The following is an 18,743-nucleotide window of genomic DNA, read 5'->3' on the forward strand; positions in this document are numbered from 1 at the left end:
GGCCTCGCCTCGGCAAAAGGCGCCACCTGCGGGTTGCTTGCATGTGGCGGCACGATGGGCGAAACAGGGCGCGGCCGGCCTCCCACGGATGCGCCGGGCGAATGGAATTTCTGGACAACGAGGTCGAACATGGCGGGCACGGTCGAGCAAAAGCTGGCGGAACAGGGCATCAAGCTGCACGAGGCCCCCACCCCCGTGGCCAATTACGTCCCGTTCGTGCGCACCGGTAATTTGCTGTTCGTCTCCGGCCAGGTCTGCTTCGATCCCGCCGGCAAACTGATCGCCAAGGGCAAGCTGGGCGCCGGCGTCTCGATCGAGGACGGCGCGGCGGCCGCCCGCGGCTGCGCGGTCAATTTGCTGGCCCAGGTCAAGGCGGCGCTCGGCGACCTCGACAAGGTGGTGCGCGTGGTGCGCCTCGGCGGCTTCATCAACTCGGCGCCGGACTTTCTGGACGGGCCGAAGGTGCTCAACGGCGCCTCCGACCTGATGGTCGCCGCCTTCGGTGACAAGGGCCGCCATGCCCGCACCACCGTCGGCGTCGCCTCATTGCCGGCCGACGCGGCAGTCGAGGTCGAAGGCGTGTTCGAGGTCGCCTGAGACTAATGCGCACTCCGGATTGGTTGACAGCCCGGCCGGTCGCCCATCGCGGCCTGCATGACATTTCCCGCGGCATTGTCGAGAATATGCCGGGCGCGGTGCAGGCTGCGATCGCAGGCAATTTCGCGATCGAGGTGGACATCCAGCTCTCGGCCGACGGCGAGGCCATGGTGCATCACGACCATGCGCTCGGCCGCCTCACCCAGGCCACCGGCGAGGTCGTGTCGAAGACCGCCGCGGAGCTGAAGGCTGTCGAATTCAAGGACACCATCGAGCGAATGATGTCGCTGTCCGACCTCTGCGCCATGGTCGCCGGCCGCGTGCCGCTGGTGATCGAGGTGAAGAGCCATTTTGGCGGCGACCGCAAGCTGGTGAAGCGGATGGCCGAGGTGCTGGCGTCCTATGACGGCCCCGCCGTCGGCATGTCGTTCGATCCCGACCAGGTGCTGGCACTGCGCGAGCTGTTGCCCTCCCGCCCGCGCGGCATCGTCGCGCAGCGGACCTATGAGGACGACTATTGGGCCAAGCTGACCCAGGAGCAGCGCGACAGCATGCTGTATCTGCGCCACGGCTTTCAGACCCAGCCCCACTTCGTTGCCTTCAGGGTCGACGACCTCCCGGCCTCCGCCCCCTGGATCGCCCGCAACGTCTTCGGCTGCGCCCTGCTCGGCTGGACCGTCCGCACCCCGGAGCAGCGGACGCGGGTCGGGCAATATGCCGACCAGATGATCTTTGAGGGGTTCGTGCCATAGGGGCGCGGCTCCTCCGCCGTCGTTGCGAGGAGCCCTTGCGACGAAGCAATCCAGAGTCTTTCCGCGGAGAGATTTTGGATTGCTTCGCTGCGCTCGCAATGACGGCGGTGAGAGCCGTGACCGCTGCCCCGCCCCCTTGAAGTCGCTGCTGCAATGCACGATCTTGGGCAACAATGGCATCATCCGAAATCACGCTCGAGGCCGTACCTTCGATTGGTGAGGTATCCCCGGAGGACTGGGACGCCTGTGCCAATCCCGGCAAATGCAGCGGGCCTGGCACGGGAACCTCATCCGGACTTCCAGGCGATTCCCTCGGCCTCTCAAAACCTGCCTATAACCCGTTCGTCTCACACGCCTTTCTCTCGGCCGTCGAGAAATCCGGTTCGGCGACAATCCGCACCGGCTGGGGACCGCGGCATCTCGTGGCCAAGGTCGACGGCCGCGTCGCCGGTGTCGTGCCCTGCTATCTGAAATCGCATTCGCAAGGCGAGTACGTGTTCGACCGCGGCTGGGCGGACGCCTATGAGCGCGCCGGCGGGCGCTACTATCCGAAGCTGCAGGTCTCGGTTCCCTTCACGCCGGCCACAGGCCCGCGCCTGCTGGTCCGTGACGGCGTCGATCACGAGCGCATCATGGACGCACTGGCGAGCGGGCTGGTGGCGCTCTGCGGCGTCAGCAAGGCCTCCTCCGTCCACGTCACCTTCGCACAGGAGGCCGAGTGGAAGCTGCTCGCCGAGCATGGATTCCTGCAGCGCACGGACCAGCAGTTCCACTGGCACAATGAGGGCTTTACTGGCTTCGACGACTTCCTGGCGACGCTGAACTCGCGCCACCGCAAGTCGATCAAGCGCGAGCGGCGCGACGCGCTTCCCGCCGGGATCACGATCCACTGGCTCACCGGCAAGGACATCACCGAGGACGCCTGGGATGCGTTCTTCATGTTCTACATGGAGACCGGGTCGCGCAAATGGGGCCGTCCCTATCTGACGCGCGAGTTCTTCTCGCTGATCGGCGAGACCATGAGCGAGGACGTGCTGCTGGTGATGGTCCGCCGCAACGATCGCTGGATCGCGGGCGCGATCAACTTCATCGGCTCGGACACGCTGTTCGGCCGCAACTGGGGCGCGGTCGAGCATCATTCGTTCCTGCATTTCGAGGTCTGCTATTACCAGGCGATCGATTTCGCGATCAAACGCGGCCTCACCCATGTCGAGGCCGGCGCGCAAGGCGAGCACAAGATCGCGCGCGGCTACCTGCCGCGCACCACCCATTCCGCGCACTTCATCGCCGATCCCGGCCTGCGCCGCGCGATCGATGATTACCTCAAGCGCGAGCGCGCGTACGTCGCAGAGGCCGGACGGGAGCTTGCCGGTCTCGGCCCGTTCCGGAAAGGCGCCGACGAGGCGCCTTGACGATTTGCCGCGGCTGGTGACAGTAAGCGCAAAATTCCAAGCGCAAAGTTCTTGGGGAGCCGCCATGACCGCCTACGACACCAACAATATCTTCGCCAAGATCCTGCGCGGCGAGCTGCCCTGCTCCAAGGTCTATGAGGACGAGCACGTCTTCGCGTTCCTCGACATCATGCCGCGCGTGCCTGGCCACACGCTGGTGATCCCGAAGGCCCCCGCCCGCAACATCCTCGACATCAAGCCTGACGATTACGCCCACGTCGCCCGCGGCGCGCACAAAATCGCGGCGGCTGCAATGAAGGCGTTCAAGGCCGACGGCATCACCATCCAGCAGTTCAACGAGCCCGCCGGCGGACAAGTGGTGTTTCACCTGCACATGCACGTGATGCCGCGCCACGACGGCGTGGCGATGCTGCCGCCCGCCAGTCGCAAGGAAGACGCCAAGGTGCTGGAAGAGCACGCGGCGAAGCTGATCGCGGCGTTGAAGAGCTGATTGTCATTCCGGGGCGTGTCCCGTAGCCCGGATGGAGCGAAGCGCAATCCGGGGACTGTCCCGTATCACGCTACGCTCCATGCGGGCTACGATCTCTCCTCGTCATTGCGAGCGGAGCGAAGCAATCCAGAATCCGTCCGCGGAGGCACTCTGGATTGCTTCGTCGCAAGGGCTCCTCGCAATGACGAAGGAGAGACTTCACTCCGTCTCGAAATCCCCCGGCTGCGGCGCCGCCAATGGCGTGAACTCGCAGCGGTCGGGCTTGATGTCGATCAGCGGCGTGTTGTCGAGGCAGTCGAGGCCGCGCACCAGGATCGCATTGCCCTCGATGCCGACCAGCTTCACGATCGACGTGCCGATCGGATTGGGCCGCACCGGCGAGCGCAGCGAGAAGGTGCCGCGGGTCTTCTCGTTGTTCTTTGGGCTTTGCAGGATGATGTCGCGGCGCGATTGGTCGAGCCAGTAAAGCACTTCGAGATTGCTGTAGAAATCGACCCCCTTGATGGCCGGCACGAACGGCTCGAAGATCTCGAGCCGGCAGATCGGACCATCCTGACGCCCCTGCCGCGGCGTCTCCAGCCGCGAGGTCCAGGGCGTACGAATACGCCCGATGAAGACGAGACCGGCATCTTGCGTCGGTGGCAGCTCGATGGCGACCTCGCCCTCGCGGAGCTCCTGTTCGCGAACCATATTTCCTGTTCCTTGACTGTTCGCCGGCGGTTTTAGCCCAACCACCACTTGCCGGCCAGCATGAAGACTTCACCGGTCACCACGCCCGCAAAGATCGAGCGGCGGGTCAGCAGGAAGACGACGAGGCCAGCGCCAACCGCGCCATAGCGTAGGGTATCGGGCACGCTCGCCAGCGCCCCCGGCGGCTCGACCACGATCTGGGCGATGACGCCGGCCAGAATCGCGGTGGCGACCGCCCGCACCCAGACCAGCAGTTCGGAGCCTTCGTCGATGCCGCCGCCGAACCACAGTCCCAGCATGCGCCATATCTGGTTGGGAATGACGCCGGCGACGAACAGCACCGCCAGCGCGTGCCAGTCGCCGATCGCTTGCGCAAAGCTCATGCGCGCACCTCGCGCCACCAATGCACGCCATAGGCGATCGTGCCGGCCACCACCCCGCTGATCAGGATATCGACGCCGGAGCTCATCTTCGCGGCGAGCGGATACAGCAAGATGCCCAGCACGAGCGCGACGACATCGGCCACTTCGCGGCTGTTGCGCGCAGTCGAGAACAGGAAGGACAGCGGCGTCAGCAGTAGGATCGCCGCGCCAAGAGTCTGCGTTAGATTAGCGGCGAGGAAATAACCGACCGTGTTGGCGACGAGGCACACCGAGACGAGGCCACAGCCGAGCCCGTGAACGAAGGCGATGCGCCGCTCACGCGGCACAAGCGGCAGGAAGCGGTGGCATTCGACCCACAACGTCACCGCGGTGAGATGCGCGGCAAAGACCAGCTCGCGCCGTTTGGTCGTCGGCGTGCGCATCAGCGGCAAGACCGAGACCACCATCGGAAACAGCCTGATAGCGCTGACGGTCACCGCGATCGCGGACTGGATGATGGTGGCGCCGGAGCCCAGTGTGGTGATCAGGATGATCTGCGCCGGCCCCGCCCAGACGAACAGCGTCGAGGCGAGCGCCCAGACCAGGCTGAAATGGGTGTCATGGGCCAGCGCACCGATGCCGAGATAGGTCACGAACAGCACGATGGTGAGGATCGTCTGCGTGATCGAGCGCAGCCCCCAGCCGAAAGCAAGCCAGGGACTATTCCATTGCGGTGAATCGAGCGGAGGGAGCGCCACGGAAGTCTTGGCCGGGTGAGGAATCGTGCTTGCATAACGGGCGATGCGGCGGCTCGCGTCAAGGAAACAGGCGGCGGGGCTGGCATGCGCGACACACCCACCGCACCGCTGTCATTCCGGGCTCGTGCCCAAGAAGGCACCCCGGAATGACGATTGGAGCTACCCGCTCACGCCCTTGTTCTTCAGCACGAAGCACGCCCCGCCGGCCTTCCGGATCCGGTTACAGAGATCATCCGCCTCGCTGCGCGTGTCGGCACCGATGCGCACCTGGTAGAACGCGCGGGTGCCGCGGCTGCGCATCACCGAGCTCAAAAGGCTCGGATCGTGGTCGCCGATTGCGGTGCCGAGCCGCGTGACGGCGCGGGAATACATCGCCAGCGCCCTGTTGCGGTCGAAACCGGCGGCGAGCTGCACGCCCCAGGCTTTTGCGGCCGCCAGCTCGACATGCTGCTCGAGCTCGGCGACGAAAGCATTCGGCGCGCGCTTGAGCAGCGCCATCAGGTCGCGACAGCTGGTCGGCGGCGCGCTCGGCGGGCCCTTGCCGGTCGCACCCGCCTTGGCCCAGGCATCGACGCTCGTCCCAGTGATCGCGTAGACGTAGTTGCGGGTCTGCTCCGGCATGCCGCCGGTGCCGGCGAGCCATTCCTGCACGCGCCGCGGACCTGCGTTGTAGGCAGCGGCCGCAAGGCCGAGATTGCCGAACTGGTTGCGCAGCTCATTCAGAAACTCTGCCGACTTCGGCAATGCCTGCACCGGATTGAACGGATTAAGCAGACCGCGCTCGCTCGCGGTGCCTGGCATGAACTGCGCGATCCCCTGTGCGTGCTCGCCGCTGCGTGTCGTCGGGCCTACCGCGTCGGCCTGGAAGCGGCTTTCCTGCCAGATCACCCGGGCGAAGAATTCCAGCGGGAGATTGGCATCGCGTGCGGCGGCCTCGATGATCAGGCAGATCGACTCCCGCGTGTCGCTCTCGCGCGCCGAATCGGGCGATGGCGACGGTTTTGCGGGGGCTTCGGGGCCGAGCTGCGTGGGAGGAACCGGTGCGTCCTCGGCCAGCGCCGGCGTGCAGACGAACGCTGCCACGAGCAACTGCCAGATCAGCTTCTGGACCCCACCAAGCTGCATTTCGCTCCAATCCCTTGAACTCGGGCCCCAAGGCAACTAGCAACGGCCGGAACAATCAACGCTGAGCTCGGCCAAAATGCGGACAATCTATTTTGATCTCGACGGCACACTCACCGATCCAAAGCCCGGGATCACCGGTTCGATCCAGTATGCCCTGAAAAAACTCGACCAGCCGGTCCCGAGCCAGGACGAGCTGACCTGGTGCATTGGGCCGCCGCTGCATGCCAGCCTGAAGAGGCTCGTCGGAACCGACGAACTTGCTGACCGGGCGCTGCTACTCTACCGCGAGCGGTTTTCCGAGGTCGGCCTGTTCGAGAATGCGCTCTACCAGGGCATCCACGACACGCTCGCCGCGGTGGCCGCCACGACGCCGCGGATGTTCGTCGCAACCAGCAAGCCCGCGGTCTACGCCACCCGCATCGTCGATCATTTCGGCCTGAAGCCGTACTTCGAGCGTGTGTTCGGCTCCGAGCTCGACGGCACCCGCGTTGACAAGCGCGATCTGCTGCGCTACGCGCTCGACGAGACCAAGGTCGACGCGAGCAGCGCCATCATGATCGGCGACCGCAGCCACGATGTGATCGGCGCCCGCACCAACGGCATGACCGCGATCGGCGTGCTCTATGGCTATGGCAGCGAGACCGAGCTCAGGGACGCCGGCGCGCATCACATCTGCGCCGCACATCCCGAGCTGCTCGGCCACTGCGTCGTCTAAGCGACGACCGTCTCGATCGCCGCCAGCATCCCGGTCTTCGGGTGACAGTCCAGATATTCGAAGAACTGCTCGTCGGCGGCCGCCACCGTGACCTCGTGATAGAGCCGCAGCTTGGCTGACGGCCCGAGCGTCGACAGATATTTCATCGCCGCGCCAAAAATCCTGACATGGGTCGGATGCGACTCCGCCCAGCGTTCGAGCGCCGCCAGGCTCTTCCACCAGCTCTGGCCGTAGGACTTTTCGCTCACGCGGCCGTCGGCCTGGAGCACCTGCATGTAGCGGTTGGCATAGCAGCCGATCGCAAGACCGTCGTCGCGCAGGAAATCCATGCCTTCGCGCAGCACCGGCTCGACATCGTCGAGATAGAGCTTTCGCTCGGATGCCTCGGTATCGCTCCAATCCTGTCCGGATCTGATCAGGCAGAGATTGTCGTGCGCCCTCACGCGTAGCCGCGCGCCGTCCCGGATCAGCTCCGGCGCGCCGCCGGGCGTCATCGCGTCGGTTTGCGACAGCGGGATACGGTCGCGCATGCCGCCCCAATAAGCGTGCTCCTGCACCTCGCCGCTCATGCCGCCAGCGATGGCCGCGACACCCTCGGTCCGGTCGGGCGAAGAGAACAGCGTCTCGTGTCGCGCCACAATGGGACGCAGCACCTCGATGAAGGTGCCGACACCCTCGCGCCGCCTCCCGGTCCATGCCGCGCGTGCCGGTTCGAACCAGGCGTCGAAGCGCGCAACGTCGTCCCAATAGGCGACCGAGACGAAGGTCTCGTGCCCGGCCTGGTCGACATAGCGCGCGCGATCCCAATGGGAGGGTCCGCCTTGCGCAGCGAACCGCCCCGCGATTTCGGCAAGCGCCTCCGTTGCGGCCGCCGGCGCCGCGCCGCGATACTGCACGCCGAAATAAGCCATCACGACGCGGCTCACGGTCGGCTTGTAGCGCGCCACGAAGGACGGATATGGCGGCTGGTAATCATCAGGCACGCGCTTGTGGCGCGTGCGCTGGGTCTCGAGATGCTGAGGAATTGCGGATTCCATGATCGTACCCTCCTCTCGATCTCGGTGATCAGCTCGCTGCCGCAGCAATGTCCGTGGGCTCGACGGTGTCCACCGGCAACGCAAATTGCTCGACGCGTTGGTACCGCCTCTTGTTCAGGAGCAGCCGCGTCACGTCGGGCCGCGAATAATGCCCGGCCGGATCTGCCGCGTTCTTGGCAACGCCGATGGCGCCGAGGTCGATCTCGGCGATCAATAGCCCCTCCTGATCCGGCGCCAGCTTGTCGCCGATCTGGCTGCCGTCGGGACCGTAGATCGCGGCAAAGCCGCCGCCGGCATGCAGCAGCGCATGCTTGTCCGGCCGATCGCAGAGCTCGTCGATCATGGCCTGCGAGACCGTCGCGCAAGGCGCCAGCACGAAGCAGGAGCCCTCCACCGCATAGACGCGCGAGGCGGCGTTGTTGACCTCGGCCCCGAGCGCCGGCGCAAAGGGATCGTAGAGCGAGAAGCTCGGCCAGGCCGCGACGTGCACCTGCTCGTTTTGGGCGTACATCGCGTATTTGGACAGCGGCTGCAGATGCTCCCAGCAGCACAGCGCGCCGAGACGGCCGATGTCGGCCCTCGCGTGGACTGCGAGATCGCTGCCGTCGCCCTCGCCATAGACGGTGCGCTCGGCATGGGTCGGCCGCAGCTTGCGGCGCTTGGCGATGGTCTCGCCGTCGGGCCCGATTAGCCATTGCGCGAGATAAAGGCTGCCGCCGTCGCGTTCGGACAGGCCGATCACGGCGGTGAGCTTGGCCTTGCGTACGGCATCGCGCAACCGCTCGGCCTGCGGGCTGTCATAGGACAGCGAGTTGTCGAAATAGCGCTGCACGAAGCCGCGGCCGATTGCCCAGGCCGGCGAGTCCATCCAGATATGCCAGGGGTAACCGGGGATGAAGGCCTCGGGAAAAGCGATCAGCCTGGCGCCCTTCTCGGCGGCGTCCCGGATCAGCGCGATCGACTTGTCGATGGAGGCGTCGAGATCGAGCCAGGCCGGCGCCGCCTGCACCACCGCCACCTTGTATTTCGGATGTTCGATGCCCATTGCCGCCTCCATTGCCGGTTGATCGGAAGCCATCTCCGATGCAGTCTATTGGGCCAAAGCGGGCAACCGGCCGCTCGACCGCGGCGGAACAAAAACTCGACCGGCCAGGATTTCGGCCCGGTACGGGTTTTGCCTCGGATCGGGCTGGATCTGCGCCAACATGCGATTTCGCTGGATGTGAAAGGGAGGCCTGCCGATGCCAATCCAGTTCACGACGGACGGCAGCCCCGGCTACCGGCGGCTCGCCCTCTGGCAGGACATCGTCTGCGACGTCTTCGTCGGGCTCGACTGCAAGTCCGATCTCGGCAGCGCCTTTCGCGGCTCGGTGACGCAAATCCCGCTCGGCAAGGCGGTGTGCTCCGAGGTCTGCTCCGACCGCCAGCATGTGTTCCGCACGCCCTCCCGCATCGCGCGCTCGGATCAGGATTTCGTCCTGGTCGCGCTCGGCCATCGCGGCGATGGCGGCGTGGTGCAGGACGGCCGTGAGACCGTGGTTCATCCCGGCGAGTTCGCGCTCTACGACACCACGCGCCCCTATGAGCTGAAGTTCAACGATGCTTTTACGCAGACCATCTTCAAGGTGCCGCGCGAGATGTTGCAGCGCCGGCTCGGCGGCACGGAGACGCTGACGGCGATGTCGTTCGGCACTGAGGCACCGCTCGAGCGGCTCGCCTATGATTTCATCTTCCGGCTTTGCCAGAGCGCCGACCGGCTCGCCCCTGGCAACGCCGCCGTTCTGTCCGAACAGGCGGTCGACCTGCTCGCGATGGCGCTGAGCGAGCGGCTCGGCAAGACGTCGCTGCCATCCTCGACCCATCGCTCCGCGCTGATCTACCGGCTCAAGGCGCATGTCCGCGCCCATCTCGCCGACCCCGACCTTTCATTGCCGGAGGCCGCCGCCGCGCTCGGCATCTCGCCGCGCTATGTGAATGATCTTCTCGCCGACGAGCAGACCTCGTTCCAACGTTACGTCCTCGCCGAGCGCCTTGCGCAGTGCCGGCGCGACCTCACCTCGCCCATGCTCGTCCATCGCCACATCAGTGAGATCGCCTTCGCCTGGGGTTTTAACGACCTCTCGCATTTCGGCCGGGTCTTCCGCGAGCACTTCGGGATGTCGCCGCGCGATTTCAGGCAGAGCCAGCTGCGGCACTGAGCAGCCATCTTCACAAGCCTTCGTCCTGGCCGAAGGCAACGCTCGCCAATTCCAGATTGTCTTGCGTTGCGGCGTGGATCAGGCTGCCACGCATGAGGACTCAGACCACGATCAGCGGAACGGACCTGTTACTGAGCGTCATCGCGATCCGTCTCGCGGTGCTGGTCGTGGTGGGATGGGGTTTGACTCTCCTGCCGCAGCAGACGCGCAATCGAGAGCTCGGCTGCGCTCTCCCATCCCAGGCAAGGGACGAGGCGAAACTTTCGGCGAAGGTTGTCGGCCCGCACATCGTTGATGCCGCGTTCGACGACATGCTTCGGCACGATTAGGGCGTCCGAGCAAGGCCGGTATGTGAGCGCGTGATAGGACAAGGCACCCGCTTGCGCTAACCTCAGCGCCAAGGCGACAACGATCAATCAGCGGCCAGCCGAGGAGCATATCGATGGAATACCGACGCTTGGGCCGGTCAGGCCTCATGGTGCCCGCTTTGAGCCTTGGCACCGGCACGTTCGGCGGCGTCGGCCGCCTTGCCGCGTGGGGCACGACCGACGCGACCGAGGCGCGGCGCCTGCTGGACATCTGCCTCGAGGCCGGCGTGTCGATGTTCGACACCGCGGACGTCTATTCGCTCGGCGAGTCCGAACGCGTTCTCGGCGAGGCCATCAAGGGCCGCCGCGACAAGGTGCTGGTCTCGACCAAGGCCACGTTTCGCTTCGGCGACGGCCCCAACGACATTGGCTCGTCACGGCAGCATCTGCTCGCAGCCATCGACGGTTCGCTGAGCCGGCTCGGCACCGACTACATCGACCTGTTCCAGCTCCACGGCTTCGACGCCTTCACCCCGCCCGAGGAGGTGCTCGCGACCCTCGATACGCTCGTGCGCGCCGGCAAGATCCGCTATGTCGGCGTTTCGAATTTTTCGGGCTGGCACCTGATGAAGTCGCTCTCCGTTGCCGACAAGCACGGCTTTCCGCGCTACGTCGCCAACCAAACCTATTATTCGCTGATCGGGCGCGATTACGAATGGGAGCTGATGCCGCTCGGCCTCGACCAGGGGCTGGGTGCCGTGGTCTGGTCGCCGCTCGGATGGGGACGCCTCACCGGCAAGATCCGCCGCGGCCAGCCGAAGCCCGAGGTGAGCCGCCTGCCCAAGACCGCCGAGTTCGGCCCGCCGGTGCCGGACGAACACGTCTATCGTGTCGTCGATGCCATCGACGAGGTCGCGAAGGAAACCGGCAAGAGCGTGTCGCAGATCGCGCTGAACTGGCTGCTGCAGCGCCCGACCGTATCGACGCTGATCATCGGCGCGCGCAACGAGACGCAGCTGCGCGAAAATCTCGGCGCGGTCGGCTGGTCGCTGACCAACGACCAGATCGCCAAGCTCGACGCCGCGAGCAACGTGACGCTGCCCTATCCCTACTGGCACCAGCGCACGACCTTTACCGACCGCAATCCGCCGGCGGTCTAGCGCAAGAATCTTTGTGTTTGCCGAGCCGCCACGAGTGCTTCCGTTGCGGGAACTGCGGAAAGCCTGACGGGTTGCCGTCAATCCGGCAATTTCCTATCCGGAGATGAAACACGGCTCGAATCAAGCGCGCCTCCATCATGTCGTCCGCCCCCATCGAGCATGCCGACGGCCTGCCGCAGCCACAGCGCAACCAGGCGGTGCTGACCATTGCGCTCGGCATCATCATGGCGGTGGTCGACAGCGCCATCGCCAATGTCGCCCTGCCGACGATCGCGGCCGACCTCGACGCCAGTCCCGCCTTCTCGATCTGGATCGTCAACGGCTACCAGCTCGCGATCACGATCTCGCTGCTGCCGCTGGCTTCGCTCGGCGAGATCGTCGGCTATCGCCGCGTCTATCTGGTCGGGCTGGTGCTGTTCACGCTGGCGTCCGCCTTCTGCGCGCTGGCGCATACGCTGCCGCTGCTCACGATCGCGCGCATCATCCAGGGCTTTGGCGCGGCCGGCATCATGAGCGTCAACGCGGCGCTGGTGCGCTTCACCTACCCGCGCAGCCAGCTCGGCCGCGGCATCGGGCTCAACGCGCTCGTCGTCGCCTTCTCGGCCGCCATCGGCCCGACGCTCGCCGCAGGCATCCTTGCGGTCGGAAGCTGGCCGTGGCTGTTCGCCATCAACGTGCCGCTCGGCGCGGTGACGCTGGTGCTGGGCCTGCGCAGCCTGCCGCACACAAAGCCCGCCAGCCATTCGTTCGACTGGCAGAGCGCGGGGCTTTCGGCGATCACCTTCGGCGTCGGGATCGCGGCCGTCGACAGCGTCGGTCATGGCGAGGCCGCCATCACCTGCCTCGTGCAGTTCGCCATCGCCATCGTCGCAGGCGCGCTGCTGATCTGGCGCGAAACCCACATGACCTCGCCGCTGCTGCCGGTCGACCTGTTGCGCATCCCGGTGTTCGCGCTGTCGATCGCAACCTCGATCGCCTCGTTCTGCGGGCAGATGCTGGCCTTCGTCGCCATCCCCTTCTACCTCCAGAGCCGCTTCGGCTATTCGGCGGTCCATATGGGCCTCCTGATCACGCCATGGCCGATCGCCGTGGCGTTCGCAGCGCCCCTCGCCGGCCGCCTGGTCGAGCGTTATCCGGCCGGCCTGCTCGGCGGCATCGGCCTCACGCTGTTCGCCTGCGGCCTTGCCGCGCTCGCCTTCCTGCCCGCAGACCCCACACCGTTCGACGTGATCTGGCGCATGGCGTTGGCGGGCGCCGGGTTCGGTCTGTTCCAGACGCCCAACAACCGCACCATGATCGCAGCCGCCCCGCGGGAGCGCGCCGGCGGCGCCAGCGGCATGCTGGGCACGGCACGCCTGCTCGGCCAGACCACTGGCGCCGCGCTGGTGGCGCTGTTGCTCGGACGGTATCTGGTTGAGGGGACCAGGCTGGCGCTGCTCGTGGGCGTCGGGTTTGCACTCTGCGGCGCGGTGCTGAGCATGCTGCGATTGTCTCCGGCCGGCGCGCGCGGCGCCGAACACGTCCGCGTGCAGGACGATCAGCGCCTGCGGGGCGACTGACGGAGCCCCACGTCCAGGTACCGGCCATTCCCGTGCACAACCCCTGCGTGGCTTAACTATCCGGACCAATGACCTATTGCCCTCGCGCTCCGGTTGCGCTTGATTGGCGCGGGGAATAAGGGGCACTTCATGCGTTCATTGGGAATTGTGGCGCTCAGCGTCATGCTGGGCGGCTGCGCGTCTGTGACGCGCGGCACGACCGAAAACATCAGTATCTCTTCGACACCGTCAGGCGTGGAAGCCGTCGTCAGCGGAATGGAAGTTCCGACCACCTGCACGACGCCCTGCTCCGTGGTCGTCAAGCGGAATGCCGACATTTCGATCACCTTCCAGAAGGAAGGCTACGAGCCGCAGATCGTGCCGCTCAGCCGGGACGTACAGACATCAGGGGCCGCGGGCTTCGCCGGCAATCTCCTGCTCGGCGGCGTGGTCGGCATGGGCGTCGATGCCGCAACGGGGGCGGCCACCGATCACAAGCCCAATCCGGTCATCGTGACGATGCAGCCGTCGGTTCGCGCACGGCCGGCCGCGCCGAAGAAGCCACGGCCGCCTGCGGCCGCACCCGAAGCCGGAACGTAGGGGCTCTCACCCCCAGCCACAGAAACAAAAAGGCCGGCTTTTCAGCCGGCCTTTTCAATTCTCATGGCGTGCCGATCAAGCCTTGACCAGCGGGCCCTTGGAGGTCGGCCCCTTCGAGCCGCCGGGGCCGCCCGGCTTGGACTTGCCCGGCGGGCGCTTGCGGGTGCCCGGGAGCTTCTCCTGCTTCGGCGTGACCGGCCCCTCGACGTATTCGAAGCCGATCTTGTCCTTGGTCTCGTCAGCCTCGTCCTTGACCAGGATGACGCGAACATGGCCGCCGCCCTTCAGCTTGCCGAACAGCACCTCGTCAGCCAACGGCTTCTTGATGTGTTCCTGGATCACGCGGGCCATGGGACGTGCGCCCATCTGCTCGTCGTAACCATGCTGGACCAGCCAGGCCTTGGCGGGCTCGGACAGCTCGATGGTGACGTCGCGGTCGCCGAGCTGGGCTTCGAGCTGAAGCACGAACTTCTCGACCACGGTGCCGATCACCTCGACGCTGAGATGGCCGAACGAGACGATGGCATCGAGACGGTTGCGGAATTCCGGCGCGAACTGCCGGTTGATCGCCTCGTGGTCGTCGCCTTCCCGCTTCGAGCGCGTGAAGCCGAACGCCTGCTTGGCGAGATCGGAAGCCCCCGCGTTCGTGGTCATGATCAGGATCACGTTGCGGAAATTGACCTGCTTGCCGTTGTGGTCGGTGAGCCGGCCGTGATCCATGATCTGGAGCAGCACGTTGTAGAGATCGGGATGCGCCTTCTCGATTTCGTCGAGCAGCACCACGCAATGCGGATGCTGGTCGACGCCGTCGGTGAGCAAGCCGCCCTGGTCGAAGCCGACATAGCCGGGAGGCGCACCAATCAGGCGCGATACGGTGTGCCGCTCCATGTATTCGGACATGTCGAAGCGCAACAGCTCGACGCCGAGGCTTGCCGCCAGCTGCTTTGCAACCTCGGTCTTGCCGACGCCGGTCGGACCCGAGAACAGGTAGCAGCCGATCGGCTTCTCCGGCTCGCGCAGGCCGGCACGCGCCAGCTTGATCGATGCCGCGAGCGACTCGATCGCCTTGTCCTGGCCGAACACGGTGCGCTTCAGCGTCTGCTCGAGATGCTTGAGCACCTCGGCATCGTCCTTCGACACGCTCTTCGGCGGAATCCGCGCCATCGAGGCGATCGTGGTCTCGATCTCCTTGATGCCGATGGTCTTCTTGCGCTTGTTCTCGGCCACCAGCATCTGCGCCGCACCGGACTCGTCGATCACGTCGATCGCCTTGTCCGGCAGCTTGCGGTCGTGGATGTAGCGCGAGGAGAGCTGAACCGCGGCCTCGATCGCCTCGTTGGTGTACTTCAGCCGGTGGTAGTCCTCGAAGTACGGCTTGAGACCCTTGAGGATCGCGATCGCGTCCTCGACCGTCGGCTCGTTGATGTCGATCTTCTGGAAGCGCCGCACCAGCGCGCGGTCCTTCTCGAAGTGCTGACGGTATTCCTTGTAGGTGGTCGAGCCCATGCAGCGGATGGTGCCCGAGGCCAGCGCCGGCTTGAGCAGGTTCGAGGCATCCATCGCCCCGCCCGACGTCGCGCCCGCACCGATCACGGTGTGGATCTCGTCGATGAACAGGATGGCGTTGGGATGCGCCTCGAGCTCCTTCAGCACTTGCTTCAGGCGCTCTTCGAAGTCGCCGCGATAGCGCGTGCCCGCGAGCAGCGTGCCCATGTCGAGCGAGAACACGGTGGCAGCCGCCAGAACTTCCGGCACCTCGCTGTCCACGATGCGCTTGGCGAGGCCCTCCGCGATCGCGGTCTTGCCGACGCCGGCTTCGCCGACGAACAGCGGGTTGTTCTTCTGCCGGCGGCACAGCACCTGGATCGCACGGTTGATCTCGGAGTTGCGTCCGATCACCGGGTCGATCTTGCCGTCGCGCGCCTTCTTGTTGAGGTTGACGCAATAGGTCTCGAGCGCCTCGCCCTTCTTCTTGGCGTCCTCGGCACCCTTGGTCTCGGTCTCCTCGTCGACGCCGCGCACCGGCCGCGCCTCGGAGACGCCAGGCCGCTTGGCAATGCCGTGGCTGATGTAGTTGACCGCGTCATAGCGCGTCATGTCCTGCTCCTGCAGGAAATACGCGGCGTGGCTCTCGCGCTCGGCGAAGATCGCGATCAGCACGTTGGCGCCGGTCACCTCTTCACGACCGGAGGATTGCACGTGAATCACGGCGCGCTGGATCACGCGCTGGAAGCCGGCGGTCGGCTTGGCGTCGTCGGCGCCATCGGTGACCAGATTCTCGAACTCGGTCTCAAGATAATTAACCAGGCTCGTGCGGAGCTTGTCGAGATCGACACTACAGGCGCGCATGACGGCGGCTGCATCGGAGTCGTCGATCAGGGAGAGCAACAGATGCTCGAGCGTCGCGTACTGGTGATGACGTTCGTTTGCGATCGCCAGTGCACGATGCAGGGATTGTTCAAGGCTTTGGGAAAAAGTCGGCATTCGCGTCCTCTATGGCCCCCACCATCATGGTCGTGATCGCCCGGTCAGGCAACAACAACCTTTGTCACATATAGTTATACAAGACCGCCGCGAAAGACCGGTTCCGCGACTCCGGCAGCGACACACCCGCGGTATTTTCGATGCAAAACCCGTTCCGATTTGGGCAGACTACCCATTTGGGCAGGGTTGACGCCGGCGCCGAAGTTCACCGGATCATGCAGCAAGTTGTGCTGCCATCACACGCCACGCGAACAGAACCACGCTAAGGAACGCGACCGGCGACTATTTCTTTTCCATCACGCATTGCAGCGGATGCTGGTGCTTGCGGGCGAAATCCATCACCTGCGTCACCTTGGTCTCCGCGATCTCGTAAGTGAACACGCCGCACTCCCCGATGCCATGATGGTGGACGTGCAGCATGATCTTGGTCGCGGCCTCGATGTCCTTGTTGAAGAACTTCTCCAGCACGTGGACGACGAACTCCATCGGCGTGTAGTCGTCGTTCAGGATCAGCACGCGGTAGAGGTTCGGCCGTTTGGTCTTGGGCTTGACCTTGGTAATGACCGAAGTGTTCGGACCCGAGGGGTTGCCCGAACGGTTCTCGTCATTGCTCATGCGAGGAGCGTAGGCAGCGGCTGGCGCGGACAGGTCGAGTCTGGAAGTCAATTGCGGCATGGCTCAGGCGTTCAAATTCCCCATGGAAGCGAATGGCAGTCGCCGCGCGACCCCGCCCTTCGGAGCCTGGCGCAGGCGCGCCGCCTTGTTGGATCGCCGCTCCCGACAATCCGGTCCAAGCCGGATCGTTCGCCAGCAATATGGGCCTGCCCCCGGCCCGCCGCAAGCGTGCAAAGGTCCGGCCGATGCGGCCACAGCAGTCCCGATTCCCGGTCCGGGCGATCGGGAGCAAGGTTAAACAATCCGGACCGATTTGACAAAAATTTCGCCCCCGCGCGTTTAGAACATGTTGACCAGGAACCCCGGCTGTTAACCCGGCTGCGGCGGTTTCACGCGGGTCGCTCCGGTTTTCTACGGTCCAATTTACCTGCCGTTCAATGGCGTGGCGCGAAATCGGGCAAAACACAGATTTCGGGGATTGTCATGTCTCGCCCGCCCCTCGTCAGCCGCCTTGGTCGACTATTCGCCCGCTTTGCAGCGGCCGAGCAAGGCAATATCGCCGTGATCTTCGCCATCGCGCTGGTCCCGGTGCTGAGCTTCGTCGGTGCCGCGATCGATTATAGCCGCGCCGCCCAGGCCCGCGCCTCCATGCAGTCGGCCCTCGACTCCACCGCGCTGATGCTCTCCAGGGACCTGTCGGCCGGCACGATCACGACGTCGCAGATCAGCAGCAAGGCGCAAACCTATTTCAATGCCCTGTTCACCAACACCACGACCCTGCCATCGGTCACCGTTGGGGCCACTTATACCGCAAGCACCAGCATCGGCTCGACTATCCAACTCACCGGAACCGGCACCTACACGACCAGCTTCATGAAGATCGCCGGCTTCCCGACACTCGGCATCGACACCACCTCCACCAGCGCCTGGGGCCTGACGCGCATGCGCGTGGCCCTGGTGCTCGACGTCACGGGATCGATGGCCGACGACGGTAAGATGCCGGCCATGCAGACGGCCGCGAAGAACCTGGTCGACCAGCTCAGCACGCTCGCCAAGACCAACGGCGACGTCTACATCTCGGTGGTTCCGTTTTCCAAGGACGTCAACGTCGGCAGCAGCAACTATGACAAATCCTGGATCGACTGGAGCGACTGGGAAGCGGTGAATGGCAGCTGCAGCGACAATTGGTACAAGCAACAGTCGGGCTGCGTCAGCGCGGGCAAGACGTGGACGCCGAAGAACCACAACAAATGGACGGGATGCGTCACCGACCGCGATCAGGACTACGACACCAAGAATACGACTCCGGTTATCAGCAACTCGTCGACGCTGTTCCCGGCGGAGCAGTATTCGTACTGCAATTCCAGCAATTCGGCCTACATCCAACCGATCATGCCGCTGAGCTACGACTGGTCCGCGCTCAAGACGTTGATCGGCAATCTGGTCCCGACCGGCAACACCAACCAGGGCATCGGCCTCGCCTGGGGCTGGATGACGCTCTCGACCGGCGATCCCATGAACGCGCCGGCCAAGGACACCAACTACACCTACAAGGACGCGATCGTCCTGCTCTCCGACGGCATGAACACGCAGAACCGCTGGTACAGCGACTCCTCGCAGATCGACGCGCGGGAGAAGAAGCTGTGCGACAATGCCAAGGCCCAGCCCAACAACATCACGATCTACACGGTGCAGGTGAACACCGGCACTGATCCGACCTCGAGCGTGCTGCAATATTGCGCCAGCAGCGCCGACAAGTTCTATCTCGTCACGTCGGCCAGCCAGACCGTTTCGGTGTTCAAGGACATCGGCACCTCGCTGTCGAAGCTGCGTGTGGCGCGCTGACGGATCGAGCGCGTGCAAACAAAAAGCCCGGCTGGTTCAGCCGGGCTTTTCGATTCC

19 protein-coding genes are annotated in these 18,743 nt (G+C 65.1%); 11 read left to right on the forward strand and 8 right to left on the reverse strand.

Annotation, left to right across the window (positions count from 1 at the left end; translation table 11 throughout):
* Positions 1-129 precede the first annotated feature (129 nt).
* From BM190_RS19100 to BM190_RS19115, 4 genes are all read left to right on the forward strand, one after another.
* Positions 130-597: a RidA family protein gene (locus tag BM190_RS19100; protein WP_014494672.1), complete on the forward strand. Its 468-nt coding sequence runs from the start codon at positions 130-132 to the stop codon at positions 595-597.
* 5 nt (positions 598-602) lie between these two features.
* Complete coding sequence (locus BM190_RS19105) at positions 603-1,349, forward strand: glycerophosphodiester phosphodiesterase (protein WP_092257665.1); 747 nt, start codon at positions 603-605, stop codon at positions 1,347-1,349.
* A gap of 173 nt (positions 1,350-1,522) precedes the next feature.
* Positions 1,523-2,761: a GNAT family N-acetyltransferase gene (locus tag BM190_RS19110; RefSeq protein ID WP_092257670.1), complete on the forward strand. Its 1,239-nt coding sequence runs from the start codon at positions 1,523-1,525 to the stop codon at positions 2,759-2,761.
* 64 nt (positions 2,762-2,825) lie between these two features.
* The gene (locus BM190_RS19115; RefSeq protein WP_092257674.1) at positions 2,826-3,251 is read left to right on the forward strand and encodes an HIT domain-containing protein; all 426 of its coding nucleotides are present in this window, start codon (positions 2,826-2,828) and stop codon (positions 3,249-3,251) included.
* A gap of 198 nt (positions 3,252-3,449) precedes the next feature.
* Here the strand turns inward: BM190_RS19115 and tsaA are convergent, their stop codons facing one another.
* The 4 genes from tsaA to BM190_RS19135 form a co-directional block, all read right to left on the reverse strand.
* Positions 3,450-3,941, reverse strand: a complete 492-nt coding sequence (gene tsaA, locus BM190_RS19120) for a tRNA (N6-threonylcarbamoyladenosine(37)-N6)-methyltransferase TrmO (protein ID WP_028143963.1) — start codon at positions 3,939-3,941, stop codon at positions 3,450-3,452.
* Between the two features lie 32 nt (positions 3,942-3,973).
* Entirely contained in the window at positions 3,974-4,324 is a 351-nt protein-coding gene (locus tag BM190_RS19125; RefSeq protein ID WP_018321135.1) for an AzlD domain-containing protein, read from the reverse strand.
* Positions 4,321-5,061, reverse strand: coding sequence for an AzlC family ABC transporter permease (locus BM190_RS19130; protein WP_018321136.1), 741 nt, complete (start codon positions 5,059-5,061; stop codon positions 4,321-4,323). The genes BM190_RS19125 and BM190_RS19130 overlap by 4 nt, the downstream gene beginning before the upstream one ends.
* 159 nt (positions 5,062-5,220) lie before the next feature.
* A complete protein-coding gene (locus BM190_RS19135) occupies positions 5,221-6,186 on the reverse strand; it encodes a lytic transglycosylase domain-containing protein (RefSeq protein WP_092257679.1) in 966 nt (321 codons plus the stop codon).
* A gap of 76 nt (positions 6,187-6,262) precedes the next feature.
* On the opposite strand from BM190_RS19135, the gene BM190_RS19140 reads away from it, so the two are divergent.
* Positions 6,263-6,901 (forward strand): HAD family hydrolase, encoded by a 639-nt coding sequence (locus tag BM190_RS19140; protein ID WP_092257682.1) that lies wholly within the window; start codon positions 6,263-6,265, stop codon positions 6,899-6,901.
* Here the strand turns inward: BM190_RS19140 and BM190_RS19145 are convergent.
* Together BM190_RS19145 and BM190_RS19150 are read right to left on the reverse strand one after the other, a co-directional pair.
* On the reverse strand, positions 6,898-7,938 hold the full coding sequence (locus BM190_RS19145) for a phenylacetaldoxime dehydratase family protein (protein ID WP_092257685.1): 1,041 nt from the start codon (positions 7,936-7,938) through the stop codon (positions 6,898-6,900). The two genes, BM190_RS19140 and BM190_RS19145, sit on opposite strands and share 4 nt — an antisense overlap.
* Before the next feature lie 28 nt (positions 7,939-7,966).
* Positions 7,967-8,983: a carbon-nitrogen hydrolase family protein gene (locus BM190_RS19150; RefSeq protein ID WP_092257802.1), complete on the reverse strand. Its 1,017-nt coding sequence runs from the start codon at positions 8,981-8,983 to the stop codon at positions 7,967-7,969.
* 196 nt (positions 8,984-9,179) lie between these two features.
* Between BM190_RS19150 and BM190_RS19155 the strand changes: the two genes are divergently transcribed.
* The 5 genes from BM190_RS19155 (at position 9,180) to BM190_RS19175 (ending at position 13,742) form a co-directional block, all read left to right on the forward strand.
* Entirely contained in the window at positions 9,180-10,136 is a 957-nt protein-coding gene (locus tag BM190_RS19155; protein WP_092257688.1) for an AraC-like ligand-binding domain-containing protein, read from the forward strand.
* 92 nt (positions 10,137-10,228) lie between these two features.
* A complete protein-coding gene (locus BM190_RS19160) occupies positions 10,229-10,465 on the forward strand; it encodes a hypothetical protein (RefSeq protein ID WP_092257691.1) in 237 nt (78 codons plus the stop codon).
* Positions 10,466-10,578: 113 nt separating this feature from the next.
* Positions 10,579-11,604 (forward strand): aldo/keto reductase, encoded by a 1,026-nt coding sequence (locus BM190_RS19165; RefSeq protein ID WP_177237158.1) that lies wholly within the window; start codon positions 10,579-10,581, stop codon positions 11,602-11,604.
* Between the two features lie 137 nt (positions 11,605-11,741).
* Positions 11,742-13,163, forward strand: coding sequence for an MFS transporter (locus BM190_RS19170; protein WP_092257696.1), 1,422 nt, complete (start codon positions 11,742-11,744; stop codon positions 13,161-13,163).
* A gap of 129 nt (positions 13,164-13,292) precedes the next feature.
* Positions 13,293-13,742: a PEGA domain-containing protein gene (locus tag BM190_RS19175; protein WP_092257699.1), complete on the forward strand. Its 450-nt coding sequence runs from the start codon at positions 13,293-13,295 to the stop codon at positions 13,740-13,742.
* Positions 13,743-13,817: 75 nt separating this feature from the next.
* Here BM190_RS19175 and clpA read toward each other — a convergent pair whose 3' ends face one another.
* Both clpA and clpS read right to left on the reverse strand, forming a co-directional pair.
* Positions 13,818-16,226, reverse strand: a complete 2,409-nt coding sequence (gene clpA, locus BM190_RS19180) for an ATP-dependent Clp protease ATP-binding subunit ClpA (protein ID WP_092257702.1) — start codon at positions 16,224-16,226, stop codon at positions 13,818-13,820.
* Between the two features lie 282 nt (positions 16,227-16,508).
* Positions 16,509-16,841, reverse strand: coding sequence for an ATP-dependent Clp protease adapter ClpS (gene clpS, locus BM190_RS19185; protein WP_026202494.1), 333 nt, complete (start codon positions 16,839-16,841; stop codon positions 16,509-16,511).
* Positions 16,842-17,324: 483 nt separating this feature from the next.
* Between clpS and BM190_RS19190 the strand changes: the two genes are divergently transcribed.
* Positions 17,325-18,686, forward strand: coding sequence for a TadE/TadG family type IV pilus assembly protein (locus BM190_RS19190; protein ID WP_092257705.1), 1,362 nt, complete (start codon positions 17,325-17,327; stop codon positions 18,684-18,686).
* Positions 18,687-18,743: the final 57 nt, after the last annotated feature.

The sequence above is a fragment of the Bradyrhizobium sp. Rc3b genome (assembly GCF_900114915.1).
Taxonomy (GTDB): Bacteria; Pseudomonadota; Alphaproteobacteria; order Rhizobiales; family Xanthobacteraceae; genus Bradyrhizobium.

Coding starts and splice junctions, on each gene's coding strand:
- BM190_RS19135 (WP_092257679.1), bottom strand. CDS start 6,186: ATGCAGCTTGGTGGGGTCCAGAAGCTGATCTGGCAGTTGCTCGTGGCA.
- BM190_RS19140 (WP_092257682.1), top strand. CDS start 6,263: ATGCGGACAATCTATTTTGATCTCGACGGCACACTCACCGATCCAAAG.
- BM190_RS19110 (WP_092257670.1), top strand. CDS start 1,523: ATGGCATCATCCGAAATCACGCTCGAGGCCGTACCTTCGATTGGTGAG.
- BM190_RS19170 (WP_092257696.1), top strand. CDS start 11,742: ATGTCGTCCGCCCCCATCGAGCATGCCGACGGCCTGCCGCAGCCACAG.
- BM190_RS19115 (WP_092257674.1), top strand. CDS start 2,826: ATGACCGCCTACGACACCAACAATATCTTCGCCAAGATCCTGCGCGGC.
- BM190_RS19155 (WP_092257688.1), top strand. CDS start 9,180: ATGCCAATCCAGTTCACGACGGACGGCAGCCCCGGCTACCGGCGGCTC.
- BM190_RS19190 (WP_092257705.1), top strand. CDS start 17,325: ATGTCTCGCCCGCCCCTCGTCAGCCGCCTTGGTCGACTATTCGCCCGC.
- BM190_RS19105 (WP_092257665.1), top strand. CDS start 603: ATGCGCACTCCGGATTGGTTGACAGCCCGGCCGGTCGCCCATCGCGGC.
- BM190_RS19125 (WP_018321135.1), bottom strand. CDS start 4,324: ATGAGCTTTGCGCAAGCGATCGGCGACTGGCACGCGCTGGCGGTGCTG.
- BM190_RS19175 (WP_092257699.1), top strand. CDS start 13,293: ATGCGTTCATTGGGAATTGTGGCGCTCAGCGTCATGCTGGGCGGCTGC.
- BM190_RS19150 (WP_092257802.1), bottom strand. CDS start 8,983: ATGGGCATCGAACATCCGAAATACAAGGTGGCGGTGGTGCAGGCGGCG.
- clpS (WP_026202494.1), bottom strand. CDS start 16,841: ATGAGCAATGACGAGAACCGTTCGGGCAACCCCTCGGGTCCGAACACT.
- clpA (WP_092257702.1), bottom strand. CDS start 16,226: ATGCCGACTTTTTCCCAAAGCCTTGAACAATCCCTGCATCGTGCACTG.
- BM190_RS19160 (WP_092257691.1), top strand. CDS start 10,229: ATGAGGACTCAGACCACGATCAGCGGAACGGACCTGTTACTGAGCGTC.
- BM190_RS19145 (WP_092257685.1), bottom strand. CDS start 7,938: ATGGAATCCGCAATTCCTCAGCATCTCGAGACCCAGCGCACGCGCCAC.
- BM190_RS19165 (WP_177237158.1), top strand. CDS start 10,579: ATGGAATACCGACGCTTGGGCCGGTCAGGCCTCATGGTGCCCGCTTTG.
- BM190_RS19100 (WP_014494672.1), top strand. CDS start 130: ATGGCGGGCACGGTCGAGCAAAAGCTGGCGGAACAGGGCATCAAGCTG.
- tsaA (WP_028143963.1), bottom strand. CDS start 3,941: ATGGTTCGCGAACAGGAGCTCCGCGAGGGCGAGGTCGCCATCGAGCTG.